This is a genomic window from Nocardiopsis oceanisediminis (assembly GCF_048595525.1).
Taxonomy (GTDB): Bacteria; Actinomycetota; Actinomycetes; order Streptosporangiales; family Streptosporangiaceae; genus Nocardiopsis_A; species Nocardiopsis_A oceanisediminis.
The window spans coordinates 4,195,884-4,219,146 of sequence record NZ_JAFMZJ010000001.1 but is presented as its reverse complement, the minus strand read 5'-3'; the positions used below and the strand labels follow the sequence as shown (position 1 = coordinate 4,219,146).

Below are 23,263 nucleotides of genomic sequence, written 5' to 3'. Positions count from 1 at the left end.
AAGGATTCAGGGGTATTGCGGAAGGCCCTCGACGGAAACCCCGTCCGCGGGGGCGGCGGGGTCCGCCGCCGCCCCCGCCTGGCGGGTGAGGGGGGCGAGTTCCACGGCGAGGCGCAGGGTGAGGCTCGCCGGGTCGACGGGGCGGGCGAGGAGCCGCTCGACGCGCGCGATCCGCTTGACCACGGTGTTGGGGTGCACGTTGAGCCGGCGGCCCGTGCGGGTGGGGCTGGCCCGCTCGTCGAGGTAGATCCGCAGGGTCTCCAGCAGGCGGCCCGACGGGTCGGCCGACGGCGCGACGGCGCCGATCTCCCGCTCGACGAAGTCGCTGCACGCGCGGAGGTCCCGGGACGCCAGCGAGACCACGGCGACGTCCTCGAAGAAGACCATCCCCGACCGGCCGGCGGCCACGTGGATGCGGCGGGCCTCCAGGGCTTCGCGGTGCGTCGCGCGGAACCCCTCCACACCGACGTGGCGGGTGCCCCAGGCGGCGTGCACGCCGTGCGGCAGCCGGTGGCCGGCCAGCGCGGCGCGCAGGTCCGACTCGGCGCAGGACACCCAGGTGAACACGGCGTTGCCGGAGGCGCGCATGCTGATCTGCTGGTGCGGGCCCGCGCGGTCGACCAGGCGCGCCGCGGCCTTCTCCAGCACCTCCACGGATGCGGTGCCGCTCCACACGACGAAGGCCGCGTGCGGGGTGCCGAAGTCGTAGTCGACGAGGTATTCGGCGCGTTCCTGGTCGATCGCACCGGACAGCAGCCGGGTCAGGACGTCGTGGACGCTGATCCGGTCGGCCGCCGGTGACCCGGCGGAGCGCTCCGCGTAGACGAGCGCGATCCGCCGCGCCACCGCCTGGAAGTAGCCGGAGAGGAACGCCGCCGCATGCTCCAGCACCGCGGTGCGCCCGGCCTCCGACAGCCCCTGGCGGGTGTCCCGCAGCGACTTCGTGAGCTGGAGCCAGACCTCCGACTGGACGGTCTCGACCTCGTGGAGCAGCGGGGAGAGCGTGGAACCCGGCATCGTTCCGGCGGAGCGGGCGTGCCGTTCGATGTCGGAGGGGACCGGCACCGGGCCGCGCGGGTGCCCGGCGTACTCCGCCAGCGTGCGCAGGTGGAGCGTGACGAGCTGGGCGCGGCGCGCCTCGGAGGGCCGCGCCGCGCCTTCGGAGTCGGCCGCGTCGGGGCGGAGCCGGCGGAGGATGCGGGCTCGCAGTTCGGCCTCGTGGCCGTGCAGCCAGTTCTGCAGCCACAGCATCGGCCGCCGGTCCGCTCCGTCGGAGGGCCACGTGAGGGCGTGTACCAGGGAGGGGCTCATGGTTCGGAATCTATCCAGGCGGAACCGGTCCGCATTTGGCCTCCCGCGCAGGGACTTTGCGCTCGCGCGCAGGATCGGGGCCTCCGCCGGCGACGGGGTCCGGGGCACCACCGGAGGGTGGCGCGGGACACCACCCCCCGCTGCAGAGCGGTTTCGCTCCGGTGTATCCGCTATATCCGCCGCCGCAGCGGGAACGGACATGGGCCGCGCGGACGCCGCCGGTGTCCGCGCGCGCCGTCCGCCGCCGCGTCCGCCCGGACGCTCCGGGCCGGCATCGCCCCGCCGCGGGGAGGACCCCGACGGGACGGAATCCTTCGGGACCCGCTCGACCCGCTCCCCCGGCGGGGCCGCTGAGGGGAGGGTGCGGGCCGGGTCTCCATTGGACCTCCTCCGAACCGGGCCGGCGCCCCCGGCGCCGGCCCCACGAGGACCTCCGGCGGGGCCGGGGCGCCGGAGGGGAAGGCGGATCAGCGGTCCCCGGCCAGGTCGCCCTCCAGGGCGCGCGCCGCGGTGCTCAAGGCCGCGACCAGGGACCGGAGCCGGTGCGGGTCGTAGCGCGCACTGGGCATCGACACGGAGAGGCCGGCCAGCGCGGTGCCGTCGCGGTCGCGCACCGGTACGCCGACGGCGGTCAGGCCCCGCTCGGACCGCTCCTTGTTGACGGCGAACCCGCTGCGCCGCAGCCGGTCCAGCTCCGTGCGCAGGCGGGCGAGGTCCGGCCGGTCGGCCGGGCGGTCGCGGTAGCGCCCGGCGGCGTACACCTCCTCCAGCTCCCCGGCGGAGAGCCCGGCGAGCAGGAGCAGCCCCGCCGTGGTGCGGTGCGCCGGGAACACCATGCCCTCCCGGGAGCCGACCCGCAGGGCCCGCCGGCACTCGGCGCCCGCGATGAACCGCGCGGTGTCCCCGGTGCGCACCGCCAGGTTCGCGGTCTCGCCGAGCAGGTCGACGATCCGCCGCAGGTGCGGCAGGGCCGCCGCGCGCAGCCGGGGGACCAGGGACCCTGAGGGCGCCGCCGGTTCCAGCACCGGCCCCGCGCGGTAGCGGCGGTCCTCGTCCTGCACGGCGAAGTCGCGGTAGACCAGCATCGCCAGGAGGCGGTGGGCGCTGGACCGGGCGATGCCCAGCCGGTCGGCGATCTGCGAGACCGTCGCACTGCCCTCCGTCTGCAGGATGGCCGCCGCCCGCAGCGCGCGGTCCACGCCGGCGATCGGGTAGGGCGGCGGCGTCTTCAGCGGTCTGCCCATGCCTCGTGGCCCCCTTGGTTCTGCTCTCCGGAATCCCGATGCTCTCTCACCGGACGCGGTGCACGCTGATTCCGTGACCGAGACCTCCACCGCCGAAGAGGCGGCCGCGGATCGCCCGGCCCGCGCCCGGACGGCCCGGGCGGACCGTTCGCCTACCCGGCAGTCCCTGAGGAGTGCGGCATGTCCCGACCCGATGTGATCGTCGCCGGCGGCGGCATCGGCGGGCTCGGCGCGGCGCTCGCGCTGGCCCGCCAGGGCCTGGGCGTCCGCCTGCTGGAGCGCGCCCCGGCCTTCGGCGAGGCCGGCGCCGGCATCCAGCTCGCCCCCAACTGCACCCGCATCCTCGACCACTACGGCCTCCTGCGGGAGGCGGAGCGCCTGGGCGTCCTCCCCACGTCGATGGTCATGCGCGACGCCGTCGACGGCGTCGCGCTGACCCGGCTGGACCTGGGGGACCTGGGGAACCGCTACGGCCATCCCTACCTGGTGATCCACCGCAGCGACCTGCACGGCCTGCTGCTGCGCGCCTGCGAGCGCGCCGGGGCCGACCTGGTCACCGGCGCCCGGGTGGACTCCTACGGGAACACCGCGGGCGGCGCCCGGGTCACCCTGGCCTCCGGTGAGAGTCTGGAGGCCGGGCTGGTGATCGCGGCCGACGGCCTGCACTCCGCCGCCCGCGAGCTGCTCATCGGCGACCGGCCCGTCTCCTCGGCCTACGTCGCCTACCGCGGCACCGTCCCCGCCGGGCACCCGCGGGCGCGCGCCGCCGACCCCCGCGAGGTCGCGGTGCACGTCGGGCCCGGCTGCCACTTCGTCCACTACGGCCTGCGCGGCGGCGAACTGCTCAACCAGGTCGCGGTCTTCGAGTCGCCCGCGGCTCTGGCCGGGGAGGAGGACCGGGGCGGGCCCGGCGAGCTCGACGCCGCCTTCGCCGGGACCTGCGGCTCCGTCCGGGACGGCCTGCCGTTCATGCGGCGGGACCGGCGGTGGCGGATGTTCGACCGCGACCCGGTCATGGACTGGGTGCACGGCCGGATCGTGCTGCTCGGCGACGCCGCGCACCCGCCGCTGCAGTACATCGCGCAGGGCGCGGTCATGGCCGTCGAGGACGGCTGGGTACTGGGCGAGCACGCCGCCCGCAACCGCGCCGCGGGCGGCGCCGTCGACTGGGACGCCGCGCTCGCCGCCTACGAGGCCGTCCGCCCCGAGCACTGCCGCCGGGTGCTGACCGCCTCCCGCGCCTGGGGCGAGCTGTGGCACCTCGGCGGCCCCGCCCGCGAGCGGCGCAACACCCTGCTGCGCGCCCGCGACACCTACGACTACTCCTTCACCGACTGGCTGTACGGCCCCACCGCGCTCTTCCCGGACGAGGAGCCCGAGATGTTCACCCCGATCCCCCTCTCCCCGGCAGAGCCCGGGCCGCCCGCCCGGCCCGCCTGAACCGTGGCCGCCCGCCGCGACCGGCGGCGGAGGGAGCGGGGGCGTGAAGCCCCTCCGCGGCCGACCGGACACGGAACGGGGAACCGGGTTCCCCGGCCCCCCTTCGCCGGGCGGCGGCGGGCGGACGGGCGGCGGACGGCCGGGAGCGCACCCCCCTCCGGGGGCGCCGCGCCGCTCGGCGGACACCTCGCGGACCCGGCGGCCGCCCTGCCCGCGGTGCGCCGCCTCGGTGCCTCCCGTCAGGTCAGCAGGGGGAGGCGGCCGGTGAGCTTGGCGATCTTGTTGCGCGGGCCGATCAGGCTGATGCCCTGGTACTCGATCTCCTCGGCGCCGATGTCGGCGAGGGTCTCCACGTAGTGCGTGTAGACGCTGCTGGCCTGGGCGGAGCGGGGCATGTCCACGACGTGCACCCCCGCTTTGGTGCGCGCCTTCTCCCGCACGGCGCGCAGCGTGGCGGGGTCGGCGGCGAGGACGCTGCACCCGGTCCAGGGCAGCCCCGGGTGGTCCGCGCCGGAGGCGTCCTCGGCTCCCGGGCCGATGATGGCGGGGAGCTCCTTGCCGACGGCGGCGGCCAGGCAGCCGGCGGTGTTGGCGGCCAGGCCGGGGCCCAGGGCCGGGTCGATGAGCATCACCCACTTGATCCGGTTCTCCCGGGTGGGCAGGTCGGGGCGGATGTCCTCCGGCGCGAACTCGAAGCGGGGCGGCGCGGGGGCGGTCGCGGTGGGGCGGTCGGGCATGGTGGTCCCCTCTGGTGTGCGGATGGCGGAAGATCGGCGAATATCCTGTGCCGGACCGGCACGACGCTAGAGGAACATGCGCCATGGCGAAAGCGGTGGCGAACGAAGTTCGACGGAGGGGCGGTTTCGGTGGACCTGGACGAACTCGACCGGCTGATTCTGCGGGAGCTGCAGAAGAATGCTCGGCAGACCAACCGCGACCTCGCCGCCGCGGCGGGCGTCGCCCCGTCGACGTCGCTGGAGCGGGTGCGGGCGCTGCGGGAGAAGGGCGTCATCCGCGGGTACCGCGCCGACGTCGACCTGGGGCGGCTGGGGCGCTCGGTCCAGGCGATGATCTCGGTGCGGATCCGGCCGCCCTCGCGCCGCAACATCGAGGCCTTCCGGGAGTGGGTGTCGCGGCTGCCCGAGACGGTGGGGCTGTTCGTCACGTCGGGGCGGCAGGACTTCCTGCTGCACGTCGCGGTGGCCGACACCGACGGCCTGTACGCCTTCGTCATCGACCGGCTGACCCAGCGCCCCGAGGTCGCCGACGTCGAGACCAGCGTGGTCTACGAGCACCGCAGGGCCCCGGCGGTGGAGCCGGTCCGCCCCGAAGGACGCTGACGGGGCGGGGCCCGGCCGGGAGAGCGGAGCCCCTCCACCCCGGCCGAACACGGAGAAGGGGACCCGGAAGAGCCGGATCCTCCCTCTGCACTGCGTCGGGACGGCGGGATTCGACCCCGCGACCCCGCGGCCCCAGGCCCGCCTCGCCCCGGACCCGCCGGACCGCCATCGCCCCCGTGCTGACGCCGGGGGAAGCGGCAGGCCGCCCGCGCAGCCGCAGGGGGCGCCTCCGAAGAACGGTACTGACCGGTTCCGTTATGGGGTTCGCGTTGCTAGGGTGGGGCCATGCCGACGCACGCTCGCGAACGCCTGGTCGCCGCCGCGGAGAAGCTCTTCTACAGCGATGGGATCCACGCCGTCGGCGTAGACCGGCTGCTGTCCGTCTCAGGGGTCGGCCGGGCCTCCTTCTACCGCCACTTCACCAGCAAGGACGATCTCGTCGTAGAGATCATCGAACGGTACGACCGCCGCTGGCGGGACATGCTCGAAGAGGCGGTGCAGGCGCAGTCCGGGGACCCGCTCGCGGTCTTCGATGCGCTCGGCGCGCAGTTCGCGGCCCCGGAGTTCCGCGGCTGCGCCTCGATCAACGCAATGGTGGAGGTGGCGGACCCGGAATCCCGGGCCTACCAGGTCGCGGTCCGGCACAAGCACCTGGTGATCGCCTTCCTGGACGGCCTGCTGAAGGAGGCCGGCGTCAGCGGGCATGAGGCGATGGCGCAGCGGTTCATGATGCTCATGGACGGGGCCACGGTCACCGCCCTGCGCGAACGGGACCCCTCTCCCGCCCGGGACTCCAAGGAGATCGCCCGGGGGCTGATGGAACGGCCGCCCGGCGTCGAGGAGGCCCCGGCGGCGCGGGAGCGGCCGGAGCCGCCCCCGGCTCCGGCCCGCCCGGCCGCGGGGGCGGACCGGCACGGCGGCAGGAGGGGCGGTTCCGAATGAGGCGCTACGCGCAGATCGCGTTCACCGAAGCGGTGCGCGAGGTCCAAGCGGAGGAGGGCGGCCGCAGAGCGGCGGGCCGGCCGGCGTTCGGCGGCGAGGAGCCCGACCCCCTCGGGCCGCACGAGGCCGCGTTCATCGCCGAGCGGGACGGCTTCTACTTCGCCACGGCCGGCGAAACGGGCTGGCCCTACGTGCAGTTCCGCGGCGGTCCCCCCGGATTCGTCCACGTCGTCGACGAGGGCACCCTGGCCTACGCCGACGTGCGCGGCAACCGCCAGTACATCTCCAACGGCAACCTCCGCGCCAACGACCGCGTCTCGCTGTTCTTCATGGACTATCCGGCGCAGACCCGCCTCAAGGTCTTCGGGCGCGCCGCGGTCCGCTCCTTGGACGAGGAGCCCGCGCTGGCGGAGCGGGTGTGCGCCCGGCGGACCGACGGCCGGGTCGAGCGCCTGGTGGTCATCGGGGTCGAGGCCTACAGCTGGAACTGCGCTCAGCACATCCCGCAGCGGTTCACCCGCGCCGACCTGGAACCGCTCCTGAACGAGATCAGGTCCCTGCGCAGCGACAAGGCGGCGCTGGAATTCGAAGTGGCGGCGCTGCGCAAGGCGCTCGAAGCCGACGGCGGCCGGGGAGCGGCCGACCCCGCCGGCTGAGCCGGGGGGCGCCGGGCCCGCCCCGGCGCCCCCCGTACGGCCCCGCGCCTACAGACCCGCCTGGACCTCTTCCAGAACGGCCCCGGGGTGGTCGAACAGGAAATCGTGCCCTCCGGGGAAGGCCGCGACGCGGAACTCCGACGCGGTGTGCTTCGCCCACATCGCGGCGCGCTCGCCATCGACGTAGGGGTCGTCAGAGGAGAGCAGGAAGGTGATGGGCACGGGGACCTGCTCGCCCGGCGGGCACCGGTACGCCGCATTGGCGTGGAAGTCGTGCCGGAGCACCGACAGGATCGACTCGCGGAAGGCGGGGCGGTCCAGCATCCGCGGCGGAACGGCGCCGGTCCTGCGCAGCTCGGCGAGGATGTCGCCGTCGCCGGCGGGAGGGGCGAGCCCCAGGCCGTCGGCGGGGGCGGGCCGGCCGGACACCACCAGCCGGGCGAGCCCGCCGGCACCGCCGCTCAGGCCCAGGGCCGTTTCGAAGGCCACGGCCGCCCCCAGGCTGTGCCCGAACACGACCAGTGGCCGCCGGCCCGCCCGCGGCCGCACCGCCGCGGCGAGCGCCGCGGCGATCTCCCGGACGTCGCGCACGGCCGGCTCCCTCTTCCGGTCGCGCCGTCCCGGGTACTGGGCCGCCAGCCCCTCGACGCCGGGCGCGAGCCGCCGGGCCAGCGCGGTGAAGGCGTCGGCGGACGCGCCGGCGTGCGGGCAGAACAGGACCCGGGCCCGCGGCTCCGCCTCCGGTTTCAGGCACCGGATCCAGAGGTCCGGCCGATCGGCGGGGATCTCCGCCATGTCGCTCTCCTCTCGTCGTCGTGGTCGGTCCCGAGCCCGGCCGGCGGCGCCGACCGGGCCTCCGCCCGGAGGGCGACCTCCGCGGTCAGCGCGCGCAGGCCGGGTGCGGACAGGGGCGGCCCCGGGCGGGCGCCGCCGGCGACCCCCAGCGCGACCGCCACCACCAGCCCGCGCTTGTGCGCGATGGACGCCTGGACCCCGGTGAGCCCCAGAGCGGCCGCCCGTTCTGCGGCGGGGCCGGTCAAGCGGACCTCCGGAGCCCCCGAGGGGCCGCGCAGGACGGACACGTGACCGGGGCGCATCCCGCCGGCGAACCCGGAGCCGAGCACCTTCGCCACCGATTCCTTGCAGGCGAACCGGCCGGCGAGGAACTCGCGGGCGCGCTCGGCGCCGTGCCCGCGGGCTTCGGCCAGCTCGGCCCCGGAGTAGGCGTAGCGGCGGAACCAGTCGCGCTGGAGCAGGCCGTCCAGTTCTCCGACGCCCAGGACATCGACGCCGATCCGGACCACCGGCGCTCAGTCCTCGGCGGAGGAGCGGAACACCGCGAGGTGGCCGTGCCCCGACCCGGGGTCCCGGTCGCACAGCAGCACCGTGCGGTACTCCTCCGCCCAGGCGGACAGGTTCTCCGCCAGCGCGAGCCAGATCCCGGTGCAGTGGGTGTCCGCCCGGGCGCGCACCCGGTCGGCGGTTCCGCTCCCGCCGTCGTCGACCCCGGGGCCGAGCACGAGCAGCGTCCCCTCCGGGGACTCGGCGGCGAGCGCGGCCAGCCGCGGACCGGGCCGCTCCGACGGGGCGAACTCCTCGACGGCGCCCAGTACCGGCCCGCCGCCGGCGCCGAACTCCAGGAGCACCCCCGAGTCGACGAGCCCGCCCGCCGGCGCATGGGGGTGGGGGGAGGGCATCGTCGACTGCTCCAGCACCGCCACGGCGGCGGTCGTGCACCGCCCCGACCGCTGGAAGCGATCGACCAGGCGCAGCGCGGTGAACGGTCCGGACACCCCCTGCTGCGAGATCCCGAAGGCGGTGGCGCCGCCGCCCAGCAGGGCGTCGAGACGGGGGGCGACGGCCGTGAACGGGTGCAGGTCGGGCAGGGCGTGGGTGAGGACGATCAGCCCCGGCGGGGGGTGCGGGTCCCGCGCCGAGGCGAGCCGGTCGGCGAGGTCCCGGTGCGAGACGCGGGTCCCGGCGCGGACCCGCTCCGCGTCGACGGCGGTGCCGAACGGCGCGGCGAGGTCGCGGTAGAAATCGGTCAGTTCATCGATGCCCGGGGCGGTCTCCCCCTCCGGGGAGACCACCGCGCAGGCGGACGTCAGCGAAGGCACCTCCACCACCTCACCCGCGCTCGGCGGCGGATCGGGCGGCGCCCTGCGATTCCAGGTAGGACGCGAGCGTGTGCACCGTGGCGAAGTCGTCCATGTCGATGTCCTCCGGGTCCACCTCGATCCCGGTGGAGTCCTCGAGGGCCATCAGCAGTTCGAGCACGGACGTGGAGTCCAGGTGCAGTTCGTCGAAGAGCCGGGTCTCCCCGGTGGCCTCCGGAACCTCGCGTTCCAGGACCGCGCCCAGGGCGTTCCTGACGGCGGTGACGATCTCTTCGCGGGTCATGCGCGACTCCTCAGAGCGGTGGGTGTCCGGAACCGGGGCTCCGGTGTTCGCGGGCGCCGGACGCGGCCGATGCGCGCCGCCCCCGGGCTTCGGCCGCCTGCGCGGCCGGGGTCAGCCACGGGCGGCCTCCTCCAGCGGGTCCGCGGTCCGCTCCGCTCCGGCGGCGAAGTCGACCAGCCGCTGCCGGGCGAGCAGGTCGCCCTCGCCGTCGGGGACGCGGACCAGGTGAGGGGTGCCGTCGTGCACCAGGACCTCGCCCGGGAAGCCGTGGCTCAGGAAGAGCCCCGGCGAGGCGCTCGGCCCGTAGGCGCCCGAGCGCTCGACCCCGAGCAGGTCCCCGGGGGCGACGGGAGGGAGCACGACGCGCTTGCCCAGGACGTCGTTGGGCGTGCAGAGGGGGCCGGTGACGGTGTACGCGCCGGTTTCGCCGGGGCGCCGGGGGCTCAGCACCCGCATGGGGAAGTTGCGCTTGACGAAGCTGCCGACGCCGACGGCGGCCATGTGGTGGTTGGTCCCTCCGTCGGCCACCACGAACCGCTCCCCCATGGACTCCTTCACGTAGAGCGCCCGCACCATGTAGGTGCCGCAAGTCGCGGTCAGGTAGCGGCCCAGCTCGTTGATGAGCCGGCAGCCGGGGTGGTCCCGGAGGAAGTCCCGGGCGGCCCGGTTGATCCCCGACGTGAGCGCGTCGAGGTCCGGGTCGGTCTCGTTGTCGAAGTAGGCGACGCCGAACCCGCCTCCGAAGTCCACCGTTCTCAGCCCGATGCCCAGGGCCTCGGCCAGTTCGGCCACGGTGCCGAGGATCCGCCCGGTGTTGTGCACGATGTCTCCGGCGTTGAGGAACCGCGTGCCCATGTAGACGTGGAACCCCTGCACACGGGCGCGGCGCAGCCCGGCGATCAGCCCCCCGGCGGCGCGCAGGGCCTCCGCGTCGATGCCGAACTGCCGGGGCTTGCCGCCCATCGCCAGTCCCGAGCCCTTGGTGTGGAACTCCGGGTTGACGCGGAGCAGTACCGGCACCTCCCGGTCTCCGAGCCCGGCGGCGATCCCGTCGAGTTCGCGGAGCTCCTCCAGGGATTCGCAGACCACGGCGCCCAGCCCGGCCCGTGCGCACTCCTCGAGTTCGCGCCGGGTCTTGCCGGGGCCCAGGTAGAGGATGCGCTCCGGGGGGACGCCGGCCCACAGGGCGGTGCGCAGCTCCGCCGCCGAGGAGACCTCCGCGCCCGCCCCCAGCGAGGCGAGGTAGGAGCAGACGCTCACGTTCGGGTTGGCCTTCAGCGAATAGAGGATGTCGATCGCCGGGTCGAGGCGGTCGCGGAGGCCGGTGTAGGCGGCCTCCAGCACATCCGCGTCGTAGACGAACAGGGGGGTGCCGAACGCGCGGGCGAGCTCGCTCGCCGGGACGCCCTGGACCCGCCATTCCTCCGCGGCGGGGGTTCCTCCCGCCGCCTCCTCGCGGGGCGTGTGCTCACGGGTCATCCGCCGGCCTCCTGGTCGGTGAGTCGGTCGATCCGCTCGGCGAAGCGCCGGTCCAGCTCCGCGAGCCGCTCGCCGTCCGGGGCGAACAGGATCGTGTACAGGCGCCCCTCGGCGGGGCGGGCGGAATCGCCCCGCCCCCCGCCGCGGACGTTCAGCGTCCCGAAGCAGGCGATGAGTGCGCCGTGGCCGTCCTCCGGCGGCGCGGCCAGGCCGCCCAGCGCCTCCGTCAGCTCGGCGAACCCGATGGGGCGGCGCGGGCGCAGGGCGTAGTGCTTGGCCAGCGCCCTGGAGCCGGGGCGGTGGAAGCGCTCCATCGCCCGGCCCTGGTAGCTCGACATGTTCAACCGCGCGTTGATCTCCAGCACCGGGTACAGCAGGCCGTCCGCGCCGAGCAGCGCGTCGACCCCCACGGCGCCGAAGAAGCCGTCGGCGTGCAGCCGGCCGCCGAGCAGCTCGGCGGCGCGGCCGATCTCCTCGATGTGCGAGCAGCTCAGCCCGGCGGGGACCAGGTGCCCCTGGTGGACGCCGCCGGAGGTGAGCGCCCGCTTGACGAAGTCGAGCCGGGTGCGTCCGGCGCGGTCGATGGTGAACTGGTAGTTGAGGTCGAACCGTTTGGGGAGGAACCGCTCGACGACGACGTGCACGGCCGGGTCGCCGGTGCGGGCGGCTCTGCGCTCCACCATCCGCACCAGGCCCTCGGCCCGCTTCCGCGAGTCGACGACCAGCAGGCCCTTGCCGGACACCCCGTAGGCGTCCTTGACGATGACCGGCGGGTCCTCGGCCGTATCACCGAGCAGCGCCGACCGGAGCCCGTCCGCGGTGGTGCAGCTGCGGCCCGGAACGGCCCGCAGCCCGAGCTCGTCGACCAGCGCCCTGCTGTAGGTCTTGCTGTTCACCCGCCGGGCGGTGTCGGCGTCCGGAGCGGCGGGTTTGAGGCCGGTCGCCGCGGCGATCTCCGCGATGCTCCGGGACATCCCCATCGGCATCAGGTAGGCGCCCCGGTCGGCCAGTTCGCGCAGCCGCCGCAGTACCGCGGGGGAATCGAGCACCGCCCGCGCCGTGTCCGCGCCGTCGACGCGGATCTCCTGCGCGGGGGTGAGCCCGGCCTCCTCGAGGTAGCGGCGGTGGCCGGGGTCCAGCGGGGCCCCGAGGAGGAGGTGGTCCCCGGGGTCGGACAGCAGGGAGCCGAGCTGCTCCATGCGCTGCACGACGGGCGCGGCGGCGCCCTGCGCGGCGGGCAGCCCGGGGAGGCCCCGCGCCCACTCATGCTCCACCTCGAAGTTGCAGAGCCAGACGAACTCCGCGTCGCGGTCGCCGACGAGGGCTTCCTTGAGCGCGGCGGTGGAGGTCGCGGAGCCGCTCATGCCGCCCCCGTTCCGGACCGCCTGACCACCATGGCGCCGAAGGTGGCGCCGAGGCCGACGGAGGCCAGGACGTAGGGGCGCCCGGCCTTCAGCCGCCCCGCGTCGCGGAGCGTCGTGTAGTTGACGAAGACGTCCGAGGAGTAGCAGTGGCTCAGCCGGGGGACGTTGTCCAGGAACACCCGCTCGGGCGGGATCTCGAGCTCCTTGATCACGTGCCGCCAGGAGATCGTGTTGACGTTGTGCGGGATGACCAGGTCGACTTCGGCCGGCTCCAGGCCCGCCTCGGCCACCGCCGCGCGGATCACGTCGGCCAGCTCCGGTGCGTATGCGGCCCCGAACCGCTTGATCTGGTCGTCGCTCATCAGCAGGCCGTCGGCGAACTCTCCGCGCACCCGGTCGACGTAGGACAGCACCGGGTCGCCGGGCCCGTCGAGGGTGAACAGGCAGGCCGCGGCGGCTTCGGCCATGATGGCGCTGTGCGGGATGAGCTGGATCCGGGGGGAGTAGGCGCGTTCGCCGGTGACCATGAGGCCGTAGCCGCCGGGGGCGCGCCGGCCGCGGTCGGCGCGCATCAGCTCGGCGGTGATGTCGATCGCCCCCATGCTGCTCACGCAGGCCTGCTGGTTGACGGCGAACGCCTCGGCGCCGTGCAGCCCCAGCGCGTCGCGGATGAGCGGCGCGGCGTCGATCCCGGGCGGGGTGAGCATCTGCATGGTGTGCGCGAAGACGACGTAGTCGACGCGCCGGCCCGCGGGCAGCGCCTCCAGGGCGCGGCGGGCGGGCGGCAGGACGAGGTCGAGCAGGCCGCCCCCCGGTTCGTAGCGCAGCTCGTCCAGCCCGTAGATCTTGCGGAAGACGCCGATCTCGGTGGGCCGGAGGCCCAGCCGCCCGGCCAGGTCGTCGATCTTCACCCGGGAGGAGGGCAGGCCCGACTCGATCCGCTCGATGGTGGCGGTCGCGGTCACCGCGGGACCTCCTGCCCGTTCGGTGCGGGCGCCGCCAGGGAGGCGCGGACCAGCCAGTTCCGCGGCGCCCCCCGGGCGTCCCGGGGCGGCGGCGGGTAAGGCCACCGCCCTTCCCCGGCACCGGGCTCCCCCGGCTGCTTGAGGTCGCGCAGCGTCCAGCCGCAGCGGGCCAGGAACCCGGCGGGGTCGTCGGTCCCGAACCGCCACGGTGTGCCGTCGTCCGCCAGGGCGGCGAGGAACGGCCGGGTCATCGGATGCTTCAGCAGCGATGCGCTCGTCATGTCGGTGGCCAGCAGGGACCCGGGCGCCGATTCCCGGGCCAGGTCCGATAGCAGGCCCGCCGCCTGCTCCTCGGTGAGGAAGAACAGCAGGCCCTCCGCCACCCACAGGGTCGGCAGGGAGGCGTCGAACCCGGCCTCGGCCAGCGGCGTGCGCCAGTCCTCCGCGAGGTCCGCGGCGACGGGAACGGTCCGCACCGCCGGGTCGGGGGCGATGCCGCGCAGCCGCCGGCGCTTCTCGTCGAGCAGCGCGCCGTGGTCGATTTCGTAGACCGCGGCCCCCTCCGGCCAGTCCAGCCGGTAGGGACGGGTGTCCATGCCGCTGGCGACCATGGCGACCTGGCGGATGCCCCCGCCGGCCAGCGCCCGGGTCACCGAGTCGTCCATATAGCGGGTCCTGACGGCGATGAACTCCGCCACCCCCGCACCCTTGTAGCGCTCCAGCAGCTCGAACCCGCGGGGGGCGGCGAGTCCGCGTGCGTATTCGTCCGTGATCAGGCGGCCCTCCGGGCGCTCGGATTCGAGCGCCCGCGCGGCGGCCGTCCACTGGGCGGTGTACGAGATCTCTTCCATGTCCGTCCTTCGCTGGTCCTCAGCCGGTCGCGGGGTCGCGGCCATCGAAGAAGGTCTTCCTGATGCTGTTCAGGGTCCGCAGGTCGTCGAGGTCGAGGGTGTCCATCGGGATCTCCGTGCCGGCGGCCTGCTCGATGGTGAAGATGAACTCGACGAAGGAGAGGGAGTCGACGAGCCGGTTCTCGACCAGGTCCTCGTCTGCGCCCACGCTCTCGCGCTCCGGGTTCCTCGCGAGAACCCAGTCGGTGACCTCGTCGAACGCCGTGGTCGGGGATTCGGGCATGTCGGTCCTCCTCGGAGGCGGGGGGGAGCCCGCCCGCGGCTCTCGGCCGCGCCGGCCGGGGCCCGGGCGAGCGGGGGAAGGGCTAGGCGATCCGCTGCGGGCTCTCTTCGGCCGGAGCGGACATGGCCGCGGCGACCGCGATCGCGTAGTCGCCGTCGTGGGTGATGCTCACGGAGATGGGGCCGTCGATCCCGGCGTCGCGGGCATAGCCGCGGGCGGCCCCCTCCAGTTCGACCTCGGGCCAGGCGCGTTCAGGCGCCGAGATCCTGATCAGGGTCCAGGGAAGGACGGTGTCCCCCCGGAGGAAGAGCTTGAAGACGGCTTCCTTGGCGGCGAGGCGCCCGGCCAGCGCGGACACGTCGATCAGCCCCTCGCGCCGGCATTCGTCGAGTTCGTCCGGGCGGACCATGCGCTCCAGGGCGGTCCTTTCGCCGCCGTCCAGCATCCGCCGGACCCTGGCCAGCGGGACGAGGTCCACCCCCACTCTGCTCCGCATCGGGGCTCACCCCGGCCCCGGGGAAGCGGACCGGACCGCCCCGGCCGCCTTCTCCGCGCTCCCGTACCGGGTGAGGAGCACGCTCACCCAGCGTTCGAGCCCGAAGGCGACGCAGCCGGTGAAGGCGTTCCCGCCGTCGCCGGCGGTGATCCCGCACCGCTCCCCGAAGAAGTTCCGGTGGGTGTTGACCGAGGCGATGGCCAGGTCGTCGACGATGAACTCCCGCTTGACCTCCTGGAGCCGCTGCAGTACCGCGCGCCCGCCCTCGCGGTCGAAGAAGGGGTCGGTCGCGGCGGCGGAGCCGTACTCCAGGTCCAGCGCGTCGAGGAACGCGGCGATGCGCCCGGTGAAGCCGGCCAGGACCTCGGAGACGTGCTCGGAGTCGCCGAGCGCGACCACCTCCCGCATCTGGAAGCCGAGCAGCCTGCGCAGCCCGTCGAAGTACTCCTCGTTGCGGAAGCAGCGGTTGACCAGGGTGACCAGGGTCGACGGCGGGATCCGCCGGTTCTCGAAGTAGAGGTAGGCGCCGAAGCAGGCGGCGGTGGGCAGGCCCAGGTGGGCTCCGGCCAGTCGGTCGGGGGGAAGGCGGTGCCCTTCGGGCCTGTCCCGCTCCGGGTCGGCGAGCGCGCCGGCGACCAGGGCCAGGTGGGGGAAATTGTCGTAGACATCGAACTTCTCCAGGTCCTCGACCGGGTACACCGGAGGGACCGATATCTGGTCCGCCCCTGCTTCGGCCGCCCAGCCGGCGAAAGCCGCGTCCAGTTCCCGGAGCAGTTCCGTATGGTCGGGGTCGAAGATCGCAAGGCCGTTCGATATTCTGTTCACCATGATCTCTCCGGGTTTTCAGTTGCTTGCTGAAAAGGAGGACAGGTCGCGGTCGCCGAGCAGGCCGGTCTTGGTCAGGAAGGAGAACGTCTTTCGGAAGACCTGCTGCTCGAATTCTTTCCTTCTGGGGTCGCTCAGTAGCCGGCGCCGGACCTCGAGCGGGTTCTTGATTCCGGCGTCACGGTAGACTTGAGGGCTGTACAGCGATTCGAAGCTGAACGCCATGTATCGCTTCAAGTAGTCGCTGACCTGGGAGATCTCCTCTTCGGTCGCGGTCTTCTTGAAGTCATCGAAGAGGACGGAGACGAGTTCTCGGCCGAAGGCGATGTGCCGCGACTCGTCCTGGTGGTGGATCCGGTTGACCTGGCGGATCGTTTCGTGCAGATCCCGGTCCAGGGCCATTTTCGAATTGAAGTGGTCGACGAGTTCCTCGAAGATCAGGATTCGGCAGAACACGAGAAGGCTCTCGGCGTTGCTCGGCGGAATGGTCTCCGCTCCGCCACGCGGCTGCGTGTATATCTTTCCGCCGTAGCGGAGGCAGAACTCGGCGAAGAACCACATGTGCTCGTTCTCTTCGCCGATGAAGTGGTGGAAGAATTCCGAGGGGGTTCGGAAGTCCGCCGTGTGGATGCGCTTCGTGACCTCGATCAGCAGTTCGCGGATTCCGTGGACGTTGAGGCTGTAGAAATTAACGCTTTCATAGCGGGAGAGGGCGTAGAGCTGTTCGGCCGGCAGCTCATCGGCGACCGGTGTCCCGTGGGTCGTGGTCAGCTCGGGGGTCATCCACCACATTTCCCCGGGAAGCTCATCGGGCCATTCGAATACGCGGTACGGGTTGTAGTAGTCCTCGATGGACTTCTCGTTCAGGCGCTCCAGGATGCTCTTCAGCCGCTCGCTCTCATCGATCAACCTGCTCACCATGACAGATGATCTCCGTATCACTCGGGTGACCTTTGTCCGACCGGGGCGGGAACACTTTTGCGGGCTTGCGTCAGGGCAAACCCGGTGGATCGATGTCCCGCACAGCCGTGTTCTTTTTACGCGGGTGGGCGAGGAAAGTAAAGACCTCTTCGAGCAGGCATCATCACTCGGTGTGAGGGCTCGGATCTGTTTGCACTGCAAAATTCAGGGATGTGCATCGCCTGCGTGCAGGTCAAGTCGAAGATGATCAAAAGGGGGGCGGGGGCGAAGGGGGACCGGATTCCCGCGCGGTCGCATTCCGCGATACCGAGGCCGGGTAAGGCCATTCTGTTGACAATTCCGGAATCTTCTGACTCGAAAGGGCGGATCCCTTCTCGGTGCCATTGCCGACCGCGGGTCTTCGCGGTGAGTTCCGCGTGGGGACGCCTGTCATTAACCGGACCGGGAAGTCAGCCGAAGGAAATGCCTTGCCCATTTTCCCGGTGCGGATGAGGGGGAGCGGGCATGCGTGCGGCCCCCGATCCGCGGATCGGGGGCCGCACGCATGCCCGCCCTGCGGGGGCGGCGGTCCCGGCCGCGGCGCGGCCGGGACCGCCGCCTAAACGGGCCGGGGGCCGGGGGCAGGGGCTTCCGGCCGCTCGAGGGCTTCTCCGCCGTCCTCACCGCTCTCGCCGCCCGCCCGGGGCGCGCGGCGCCGGGCGGCGGCGTGGGCGAGTTCGGACATGAGCAGGGCGGCGAGGGCGATGCCGGCGGCGATGAGGGTCAGTTTCCCGGCCCCGACCAGCACGATCCCGGCGCCGCCCAGCACGCCCGACATCGTGATGCCGAGGTAGAGGATCGCGGCGTTCAAGGAGATCAGGACGGATGCGGACTCGGGCTTCAGGGTGATGAGCCGGTGCTGCTGCGGAGCGGTGATCGCGAATGCGGCGAAGCCGTAGAGGACCACCATGAGCACCGCCGCGGGGTACAGCGCGGTCGCCAGCGGGATGAGGAGCAGGGCGGCGGCCAGCCAGACCAGGGCGCCCGCCACGACGCGCCGGCTGCCGATGCGGTCGGCCAGCGAGCCCGCGACGTAGTTGGCGAGCGTGCCGACGATGCCGACCAGCGACATCAGGACGGCGAGGCGGACGCTGTCGCCCCCGGTGGCCGGGGCGAACACGGCCGAGATGTAGGTGTAGGGGATGTAGACGGCGGTGAACGCGAGCAGGGTGGTCACCAGGATCATCACCACCCTGCGGTCGGCCAGGGGGGTGAGCCGGGCGCGCAGCGTCTCGGGGGCGGGGGCGTTCACGTTCTTGGGCACCAGCGCGGCCAGCCCCGCCATGGCGAGCAGGGCCAGGGCGGCGACGAAGAGCACCGCGCTGCGCCAGCCGAACAGCCCGCCCAGGACGGTGCCGATGGGGGCTCCGAGCGCCGTCGCGGCGGTCAGGCCGGTGGTGACGAGGGCGATGGCGCGCCCGCGCCATTCCGGGGCGACCAGGGCCGACGCGGTCACCGAAGCGGTCGGGATGAACAGGCCGGCCCCCGCCGCCGCCACCATCTGGGCGATGAGCAGCACGGTGAAATCGGGGGCGAGCGCGGTGCCGGCATTGCCGATGAGGTAGATGGCGGCCGCGGCGAGCAGCACTCGCCGCCGGGGGAGTCCGGCGGTCGCAGTGGCCAGGACCGGGGCCAGTACCGCGCAGGTCAGCGCGAACACGGTGACGACCTGGCCGGCCGTGGGCACCGTGACGTCGAGTGAGGCGGAGAGCTGCGGGAGCAGGCCGGCGAGCACGAATTCGCAGGTGCCGATGGCGAAGGTGCCGAACGCCAGTATCAGGACGCTCCACCGCGACCGCGCCTGGGCCGCTGAATCCGGAGCGGATCGGTCTCCGAGCATTCGCTACCCGTTCCTTTCCCTGGCCGGCCTCTTCGGCCGGCGGTGTCGGTCGTCAGGTGTTCGATGCGGAGCTCCGAGGAGGCTGCCGGGGGCCGTCCTTGTGCCGACCGGTCCGCGTCCGCCGAAACGGAACCGATCGGTACCGTTTCCACTCGGCAAGAACGGTACTGATCGGTTCCGTTCTGTGTCAAGGGGTGAGCGGGCGGATGCGGCGGGGGTTCGGGCGGCCGCCCGGCGGAGCCTCGGAGCCGGGCGGAGGCGGGGCGGGAAGGCCCCGGCCGGCGGGGATCAGAGCTCGATGGAGACCGAGTAGGCCGAGAGCCAGCCGTTCAGGCCGAGTACCGTCTCCAGGTTCATCCTGTCGTACTTGCGGCTGGTGTCGCCCAGGGGCGTGTCCAGCAGGGCCCGTACCGCGGCGGTGTCCAGCAGGGGGAGCACGGGCGCGTCCGGATCCTCCAGCACCGCCGCGGCCTCCGCCCGCAGAGCGCCCTCGTAGCCGGGGTCCTGGGTGGTGGGGTAGGGGCTCTTCACCCGCTTCAGGACCGAATCCGGGAGCAGGTCCGACACGGCCGCGCGGAGCAGGCTCTTCTCCTGCCCGTCGAAGGACTTCATCTCCCAGGGGACGTTGTAGGCGTACTCCACCAGCCGGTGGTCGCAGAAGGGCACTCGCACCTCCAGGCCCACCGCCATGCTCATCCGGTCCTTCCGGTCCAGGAGCGCCTGGTTGAACCGGGTCAGGTTGAGGTAGGTGAGGCGGCGCATCAGGCGCTCGCGCCCGCCTTCCCCGGGCAGCACCGGGGCCTCGGCCATCGCCTGCGCGTGGCTGTCGCGGAGGAAGCCGGGCATGTCGAGCTTCTCCAGCAGGGACGGGGAGAACAGGCCCTTCCCGTCGAACAGCGCCCTGGTGGGTGCGGCGAGCCACGGGAAGGTGTCGGCCTTCAGGGCCTCCGGGGTGTGGAACCAGGGGTACCCGCCGAAGACCTCGTCGGCCGACTCCCCGGAGAGGGCGACCGTGGACTCCTTCCTGATCTCCTGGAACAGCCGGTACAGCGACGGCCACATGTCGCCCCAGTAGGTCGGGGGGAGGTCCGCGGCGCGGAGCACCGCGGCGCGCAGCTCCCGGTCGGCGAGCTCGCCGCTGTCCAGGATGATCTCGCTGTGCTCGGAGCCGACGTGGCGCACCAGGTCGCGGGCGAAGGGGGTGTCCGGGGAGCCGTGGATCGAGTCCTCGCGGAAGCCCGTGCCGTGGTCGGCGAAGTCGACCGAGAACGAGCGGACGGGCTCGGAGCCGAGGCGCCTGGCGGCCAGGGCCGTGATCGCGGAGGAGTCCAGCCCGCCTGAGAGCAGCGAGCACACCGGTACGTCGGCGACGAGCTGCCGGTCGACGATGTCCTCCAGGAGCGAGCGCACCGCCGCGATGGTGGTCCGCAGGTCGTCGGTGTGCTCGCGCGCCTCCAGCGCCCAGTAGGTGCGCCGGGTGATGCCCTCCCGCCGGATGCGGACGATCTGCCCGGGGCGCACCTCGCGCATGCCGGCGAAGACCGCCTGCTCCGGCGTCTTCACCATCTCCAGGACCTCGCGCATGCCGTCCGCGTCGATCCGGCGGGGAACCTCCGGGTGGGCGAGCAGGGCCTTGGGCTCGGAGCCGAACACGGCCCCGCCGCTCAGCGGGAAGTAGTACAGGGGCTTGATGCCCATCCGGTCGCGGACCAGGAGCAGCTCCTGCCGGCGGGCGTCCCAGAGCGCGTAGGCGAACATCCCGTTCAGGCGGTCGACGAGGCCCTCGCCCCATTCCAGGTGGCCGCGGAGGACGACCTCGGTGTCGCTGCGGGTGCGGAACCGGTGCCCGCGCGCGGCCAGTTCGGTGCGGAGCTCTTGGAAGTTGTAGACCTCTCCGCTGTAGGTCAGGCAGGAGAGGGGGCGGCCGTCCTCGTCCGCGGCCATCGGCTGGCGGCCGCCTTCGAGGTCGATGACGGACAGCCGCCGGTGGCCGAGCGCCGCGCGGGCGTCGGCCCACGTACCGGCGTCGTCCGGCCCGCGGCAGGCCATCGTCTCGGTCATCCGGTCGAGCACCGGGGTCTCGGTGCGGACGTCTCGGTGGAAGTCCACCCAGCCGGCGATGCCACACATGCGTACTCCTCAGGGCAGGGGGGGTGAGCGGCTCCGCGGAGTGAGGGGCCCGGAGCCGGTCGGGCCCGGGTCCATGGGCCCGGCGGTCTCGACGGCCGCCGATAATTTCGATGGCCATCGAAATTTTTGATTGGCATCGTAACAATCGGTGCGGTGTAATGGAACTCATGACGCCTCGCACCGGCACGCCCGGCGAATCCACCTGGGTGCCCCACCCCGACCTGCGGACCCTGGACATCGGCGTTCTGCTCCAGGCGCTCGCCGACCCGGTGCGCCTGCAGATCGTCCGCATGCTCGTCGAGCGAGGGGAGGGGTCGTGCGGGTCGCTGGACCTTCCGGTCAACCGCTCGACGATCTCCCACCATCTGCGCACCCTGCGGGAGAGCGGCCTGGTGGCGACGCGGCTGCAGGGCACCTCCCGGCTGAGCCGTGTCCGATGGAGCGAAGTCGAAGAGCGGTTCCCGGGGCTGCTCCCCTCCATCGTCGACGCGCCCCCGCCCGAAGAGGCGGGGCCGGCACCGGGCGCCCCCTAGGGCCTGTGCCGGGTCGTGGTCAATCCGCCGGATCCGCCCCTGCGGCCGGGGCGGGCCCGGTAGCCCGAGTCCCATGACCCGCGCGCGGTCGGCCGACGAGGAAACGGGCCTGCGTCCACCCGCCGCGGCAAGACCCCCGCGAGCCACCCGGCCGGTCTCCAATCGGTGGTCGGGTGCGGGCCGGTTCCGCGGCAGGGGCCCGGGGCGCCGGTGGTGCGCGACCAGGTCGCCTCGGTACCGGGGGCATCGGGGCTCAGAGCTCCTCGGCGGTGTCGGACCAGGTCACCAGACCGTACCGGTAGGCGTACAGGGCGGCCTGCACCCTGCTCGCCACCCCGAGCTTGGTCAGGATGCGGGCCACGTGCACCTTGGCCGTGCCGGGTGTGATGCCCAGCTCCCGGCCGATGCGCGTGTTGCCGTGCCCCCGCGCGACCAGGCCCAGGACCTCCCGTTCCCGGGCGGTGAGGTCGCGGGCGCGGGGCGGCGGTGTCCGCGGGGAGGTCCGCGCGAACCGGTCGACCAGCCGGGGCGTTACACGCGGGTCGATCACCCCCTCGCCGCGGGCCGCCGCCCGGACCGCCATCATGTACAGCTCCGGTTCGCTCTCCTTGAGCAGGAACCCCGCTGCCCCCGCCTGCAACGCGCCGAACAGGTACTCGTCCAGGTCGAAGGTGGTCAGCATGACCGTGGGCGGCGGCGGGTCCAGCCGGGCCAGCTCCCGGGCCGCCGCAACCCCGTCCATGCCGGGCATGCGGATGTCGGTGAGGACCACGTCCGGCCGCAGCCGCCGCGCCATGGCGACCAGTTCGATGCCGTGCGCGGCCGCGCCGACCACCGCCACGTCCGGGGCGGCCTCGAAGAGCAGCCGCAGCCCCTCCCGTGCGGCAGGCTGGTCGTCGGCCACCAGCAGGCGGATCACGTCCGCGCCTCCTCTCCGTCGCCGGCGGGCGTCAGGGGGAGCACGGCCAGCACCCGCCAGCCCCCGCCCGGCCGGAACCCGGCCTCGGCGCGACCGCCCAGTTCCCGAGCGCGTTCGTGTATCCCCCGCAGGCCCAGGCCGGTCGTCGCGGGCGGCCCCGGCGGGGGGTCGCCGTCGTCCGCCACGCTCACCAGCAGCGCGTCCGAGCCCTGCCGGGACAGGCGCACCTGCACCCGACGGGCGGAGGAGTGCCGCAGCACGTTGCCCAGGGCCTCCTGCACGATCCGGTAGACGCCTTCCGCCACCCGGGGGTGGACCTCCACGTTCATCTCCGGAGGCGGTACCAGGTCCACGACCAGGCCGGCCCCCTCCACCGCCTCGGCCAACCGCGGCAGGTCCGCCAAGCGCACCTGCGGTGGCGGGGGCTCCTCCCACCGTTCCTCGCGCAGGGGCTCCAGCAGCTCCCGTAGTTCGGCCACCGCCCGCCCGGCGGTGTCGGCGATCGCCGACAGCACCCGGTCGGGGTCGGCCTGGGGCCCGCGCAGCGACTCGCGGCCGCCCACGGCCAGCAGCCGGATCGCGCTCAGGTGGTGCCCGGCGATGTCGTGCACGTCCCGGGCGATCCGGACCCGCTCCCGGGCGCGCTCGCGCTGGATCCGGGAGCGTTCGTCGCTGCGCCGCTGCCCGGCGCGTTCGGCGCGCATGCGCAGGAGCAGGCCCACGAGCGCGGGCAGGGTCCCGGTCAGGGCGATCATCACGATCTGCTGCGGACTCCCCCACAGTGCCTCCGGTCGCTCCGTGCTCAGGGTGAACAGGGTCAGGATCCACGGCACGGAGAGCGCGCCCACCAGGGCGGCCGGGGCCCGGTGCAGAACGGCCGACCCGGCGGCGAAGGCCGCCAGCGCCTCCGGCATGGGGGCGCCCGCGCCGAGGAGGACCGCGGCCGTGAGCGCCGCGGTGCCGGTGGCCAGGGCCACGGCCACCGGGTACCGGCGCCGCCACACCAGAGGGAGGCAGGCGCAGACCACGGCCAGGGGCGGCGCCCACCACGGTGCGGCGGCAGGGTCGGGAATCCCCCACCAGGCGAACGCCGCCACCGCCCAGCCCGCCGCGATCAGGACGTCGAGGGCGGGGGAGGGCGATCGGTGCCGACGGCGGTGCGGCGCTCCCGAATCCGGTCGGGTCCGGGTCGTCTCCATCCCCTCATGGTGGTGCATGGCGCGTCGTCCGTCGTATGCCGAACGGCATAAGGGGCCGCATCTGCCGTTCGGGCGACGCGTGCTGG

The 23,263-nt window shown here is 73.6% G+C and carries 24 protein-coding genes; 5 read left to right on the top strand and 19 right to left on the bottom strand.

From position 1 onward, the window contains the following. Window positions 1-6 precede the first annotated feature (6 nt). Window positions 7-1,311 carry a PucR family transcriptional regulator gene (locus J0910_RS18830; protein ID WP_420159851.1) on the bottom strand — a complete coding sequence of 435 codons (1,305 nt, stop codon included), beginning with the start codon at window positions 1,309-1,311 and terminating at the stop codon, window positions 7-9. Window positions 1,312-1,778: 467 nt separating this feature from the next. Next, window positions 1,779-2,555, bottom strand: a complete 777-nt coding sequence (locus J0910_RS18825; RefSeq protein ID WP_420159850.1) for an IclR family transcriptional regulator — start codon at window positions 2,553-2,555, stop codon at window positions 1,779-1,781. Between the two features lie 180 nt (window positions 2,556-2,735). Here J0910_RS18825 and J0910_RS18820 point away from each other — a divergent pair, with 180 nt between their 5' ends. Next, window positions 2,736-3,995 carry an FAD-dependent monooxygenase gene (locus J0910_RS18820; RefSeq protein ID WP_420159849.1) on the top strand — a complete coding sequence of 420 codons (1,260 nt, stop codon included), beginning with the start codon at window positions 2,736-2,738 and terminating at the stop codon, window positions 3,993-3,995. A gap of 239 nt (window positions 3,996-4,234) precedes the next feature. On the opposite strand, the gene J0910_RS18815 is transcribed toward J0910_RS18820, so the two are convergent. Further along, on the bottom strand, window positions 4,235-4,732 hold the full coding sequence (locus J0910_RS18815; protein WP_420159848.1) for a DUF2000 domain-containing protein: 498 nt from the start codon (window positions 4,730-4,732) through the stop codon (window positions 4,235-4,237). A 129-nt stretch (window positions 4,733-4,861) separates the two neighbouring features. Between J0910_RS18815 and J0910_RS18810 the strand changes: the two genes are divergently transcribed. From J0910_RS18810 to J0910_RS18800, 3 genes are all read left to right on the top strand, one after another. Then, window positions 4,862-5,335 carry an Lrp/AsnC family transcriptional regulator gene (locus tag J0910_RS18810; RefSeq protein WP_420159847.1) on the top strand — a complete coding sequence of 158 codons (474 nt, stop codon included), beginning with the start codon at window positions 4,862-4,864 and terminating at the stop codon, window positions 5,333-5,335. Between the two features lie 285 nt (window positions 5,336-5,620). Continuing rightward, the gene (locus J0910_RS18805) at window positions 5,621-6,277 is read left to right on the top strand and encodes a TetR/AcrR family transcriptional regulator (RefSeq protein ID WP_420159846.1); all 657 of its coding nucleotides are present in this window, start codon (window positions 5,621-5,623) and stop codon (window positions 6,275-6,277) included. After that, window positions 6,274-6,933 carry a pyridoxamine 5'-phosphate oxidase family protein gene (locus J0910_RS18800; protein WP_420159845.1) on the top strand — a complete coding sequence of 220 codons (660 nt, stop codon included), beginning with the start codon at window positions 6,274-6,276 and terminating at the stop codon, window positions 6,931-6,933. The genes J0910_RS18805 and J0910_RS18800 overlap by 4 nt, the downstream gene beginning before the upstream one ends. Window positions 6,934-6,981: 48 nt before the next feature. On the opposite strand, the gene J0910_RS18795 is transcribed toward J0910_RS18800, so the two are convergent. The 14 genes from J0910_RS18795 to asnB form a co-directional block, all read right to left on the bottom strand. Next, window positions 6,982-7,728, bottom strand: coding sequence for a thioesterase II family protein (locus tag J0910_RS18795; RefSeq protein ID WP_420159844.1), 747 nt, complete (start codon window positions 7,726-7,728; stop codon window positions 6,982-6,984). Further along, the gene (locus J0910_RS18790; protein WP_420159843.1) at window positions 7,680-8,237 is read right to left on the bottom strand and encodes a holo-ACP synthase; all 558 of its coding nucleotides are present in this window, start codon (window positions 8,235-8,237) and stop codon (window positions 7,680-7,682) included. The genes J0910_RS18795 and J0910_RS18790 overlap by 49 nt, the downstream gene beginning before the upstream one ends. 6 nt (window positions 8,238-8,243) lie before the next feature. Further along, window positions 8,244-9,050 carry a hypothetical protein gene (locus J0910_RS18785; protein ID WP_420159842.1) on the bottom strand — a complete coding sequence of 269 codons (807 nt, stop codon included), beginning with the start codon at window positions 9,048-9,050 and terminating at the stop codon, window positions 8,244-8,246. 10 nt (window positions 9,051-9,060) lie between these two features. Next, window positions 9,061-9,333: an acyl carrier protein gene (locus tag J0910_RS18780; protein WP_420159841.1), complete on the bottom strand. Its 273-nt coding sequence runs from the start codon at window positions 9,331-9,333 to the stop codon at window positions 9,061-9,063. Window positions 9,334-9,444: 111 nt separating this feature from the next. Continuing rightward, a complete protein-coding gene (locus J0910_RS18775) occupies window positions 9,445-10,812 on the bottom strand; it encodes a type III PLP-dependent enzyme (protein ID WP_420159840.1) in 1,368 nt (455 codons plus the stop codon). After that, complete coding sequence (locus tag J0910_RS18770; RefSeq protein ID WP_420159839.1) at window positions 10,809-12,176, bottom strand: preATP grasp domain-containing protein; 1,368 nt, start codon at window positions 12,174-12,176, stop codon at window positions 10,809-10,811. The genes J0910_RS18775 and J0910_RS18770 overlap by 4 nt, the downstream gene beginning before the upstream one ends. Further along, entirely contained in the window at window positions 12,173-13,141 is a 969-nt protein-coding gene (locus J0910_RS18765; RefSeq protein ID WP_420159838.1) for a 3-oxoacyl-[acyl-carrier-protein] synthase III C-terminal domain-containing protein, read from the bottom strand. The genes J0910_RS18770 and J0910_RS18765 overlap by 4 nt, the downstream gene beginning before the upstream one ends. After that, window positions 13,138-13,992 carry a class I SAM-dependent methyltransferase gene (locus J0910_RS18760; RefSeq protein ID WP_420159837.1) on the bottom strand — a complete coding sequence of 285 codons (855 nt, stop codon included), beginning with the start codon at window positions 13,990-13,992 and terminating at the stop codon, window positions 13,138-13,140. The genes J0910_RS18765 and J0910_RS18760 overlap by 4 nt, the downstream gene beginning before the upstream one ends. A 19-nt stretch (window positions 13,993-14,011) precedes the next feature. Continuing rightward, entirely contained in the window at window positions 14,012-14,275 is a 264-nt protein-coding gene (locus J0910_RS18755; RefSeq protein WP_420159836.1) for an acyl carrier protein, read from the bottom strand. A gap of 82 nt (window positions 14,276-14,357) precedes the next feature. Beyond that, window positions 14,358-14,771 carry a holo-ACP synthase gene (locus J0910_RS18750; protein ID WP_420159835.1) on the bottom strand — a complete coding sequence of 138 codons (414 nt, stop codon included), beginning with the start codon at window positions 14,769-14,771 and terminating at the stop codon, window positions 14,358-14,360. Between the two features lie 6 nt (window positions 14,772-14,777). Next, window positions 14,778-15,599 (bottom strand): class-II aminoacyl-tRNA synthetase family protein, encoded by an 822-nt coding sequence (locus J0910_RS18745; protein WP_420159834.1) that lies wholly within the window; start codon window positions 15,597-15,599, stop codon window positions 14,778-14,780. Between the two features lie 15 nt (window positions 15,600-15,614). Continuing rightward, a complete protein-coding gene (locus J0910_RS18740) occupies window positions 15,615-16,514 on the bottom strand; it encodes a diiron oxygenase (protein ID WP_420162019.1) in 900 nt (299 codons plus the stop codon). A gap of 601 nt (window positions 16,515-17,115) precedes the next feature. Continuing rightward, on the bottom strand, window positions 17,116-18,396 hold the full coding sequence (locus tag J0910_RS18735) for an MFS transporter (protein ID WP_420159833.1): 1,281 nt from the start codon (window positions 18,394-18,396) through the stop codon (window positions 17,116-17,118). Window positions 18,397-18,684: 288 nt separating this feature from the next. After that, entirely contained in the window at window positions 18,685-20,526 is a 1,842-nt protein-coding gene (asnB, locus tag J0910_RS18730) for an asparagine synthase (glutamine-hydrolyzing) (protein WP_420159832.1), read from the bottom strand. A 167-nt stretch (window positions 20,527-20,693) separates the two neighbouring features. On the opposite strand from asnB, the gene J0910_RS18725 reads away from it, so the two are divergent. Continuing rightward, window positions 20,694-21,059 carry an ArsR/SmtB family transcription factor gene (locus tag J0910_RS18725; RefSeq protein ID WP_420159831.1) on the top strand — a complete coding sequence of 122 codons (366 nt, stop codon included), beginning with the start codon at window positions 20,694-20,696 and terminating at the stop codon, window positions 21,057-21,059. A 253-nt stretch (window positions 21,060-21,312) separates the two neighbouring features. Here the strand turns inward: J0910_RS18725 and J0910_RS18720 are convergent, their stop codons facing one another. Further along, entirely contained in the window at window positions 21,313-21,978 is a 666-nt protein-coding gene (locus tag J0910_RS18720; protein WP_420159830.1) for a response regulator, read from the bottom strand. After that, window positions 21,975-23,177 (bottom strand): sensor histidine kinase, encoded by a 1,203-nt coding sequence (locus tag J0910_RS18715; protein WP_420159829.1) that lies wholly within the window; start codon window positions 23,175-23,177, stop codon window positions 21,975-21,977. The genes J0910_RS18720 and J0910_RS18715 overlap by 4 nt, the downstream gene beginning before the upstream one ends. Window positions 23,178-23,263 lie beyond the last annotated feature (86 nt).

Bases quoted from the DNA above. Each gene is read 5' to 3' on its own strand.
- J0910_RS18830 (WP_420159851.1), bottom strand. From the start codon at position 1,311: ATGAGCCCCTCCCTGGTACACGCCCTCACGTGGCCCTCCGACGGAGCG.
- J0910_RS18825 (WP_420159850.1), bottom strand. From the start codon at position 2,555: ATGGGCAGACCGCTGAAGACGCCGCCGCCCTACCCGATCGCCGGCGTG.
- J0910_RS18820 (WP_420159849.1), top strand. From the start codon at position 2,736: ATGTCCCGACCCGATGTGATCGTCGCCGGCGGCGGCATCGGCGGGCTC.
- J0910_RS18815 (WP_420159848.1), bottom strand. From the start codon at position 4,732: ATGCCCGACCGCCCCACCGCGACCGCCCCCGCGCCGCCCCGCTTCGAG.
- J0910_RS18805 (WP_420159846.1), top strand. From the start codon at position 5,621: ATGCCGACGCACGCTCGCGAACGCCTGGTCGCCGCCGCGGAGAAGCTC.
- J0910_RS18800 (WP_420159845.1), top strand. From the start codon at position 6,274: ATGAGGCGCTACGCGCAGATCGCGTTCACCGAAGCGGTGCGCGAGGTC.
- J0910_RS18795 (WP_420159844.1), bottom strand. From the start codon at position 7,728: ATGGCGGAGATCCCCGCCGATCGGCCGGACCTCTGGATCCGGTGCCTG.
- J0910_RS18780 (WP_420159841.1), bottom strand. From the start codon at position 9,333: ATGACCCGCGAAGAGATCGTCACCGCCGTCAGGAACGCCCTGGGCGCG.
- J0910_RS18775 (WP_420159840.1), bottom strand. From the start codon at position 10,812: ATGACCCGTGAGCACACGCCCCGCGAGGAGGCGGCGGGAGGAACCCCC.
- J0910_RS18770 (WP_420159839.1), bottom strand. From the start codon at position 12,176: ATGAGCGGCTCCGCGACCTCCACCGCCGCGCTCAAGGAAGCCCTCGTC.
- J0910_RS18760 (WP_420159837.1), bottom strand. From the start codon at position 13,992: ATGGAAGAGATCTCGTACACCGCCCAGTGGACGGCCGCCGCGCGGGCG.
- J0910_RS18755 (WP_420159836.1), bottom strand. From the start codon at position 14,275: ATGCCCGAATCCCCGACCACGGCGTTCGACGAGGTCACCGACTGGGTT.
- J0910_RS18750 (WP_420159835.1), bottom strand. From the start codon at position 14,771: ATGCGGAGCAGAGTGGGGGTGGACCTCGTCCCGCTGGCCAGGGTCCGG.
- J0910_RS18745 (WP_420159834.1), bottom strand. From the start codon at position 15,599: ATGGTGAACAGAATATCGAACGGCCTTGCGATCTTCGACCCCGACCAT.
- J0910_RS18735 (WP_420159833.1), bottom strand. From the start codon at position 18,396: ATGCTCGGAGACCGATCCGCTCCGGATTCAGCGGCCCAGGCGCGGTCG.
- asnB (WP_420159832.1), bottom strand. From the start codon at position 20,526: ATGTGTGGCATCGCCGGCTGGGTGGACTTCCACCGAGACGTCCGCACC.
- J0910_RS18725 (WP_420159831.1), top strand. From the start codon at position 20,694: ATGACGCCTCGCACCGGCACGCCCGGCGAATCCACCTGGGTGCCCCAC.
- J0910_RS18715 (WP_420159829.1), bottom strand. From the start codon at position 23,177: ATGGAGACGACCCGGACCCGACCGGATTCGGGAGCGCCGCACCGCCGT.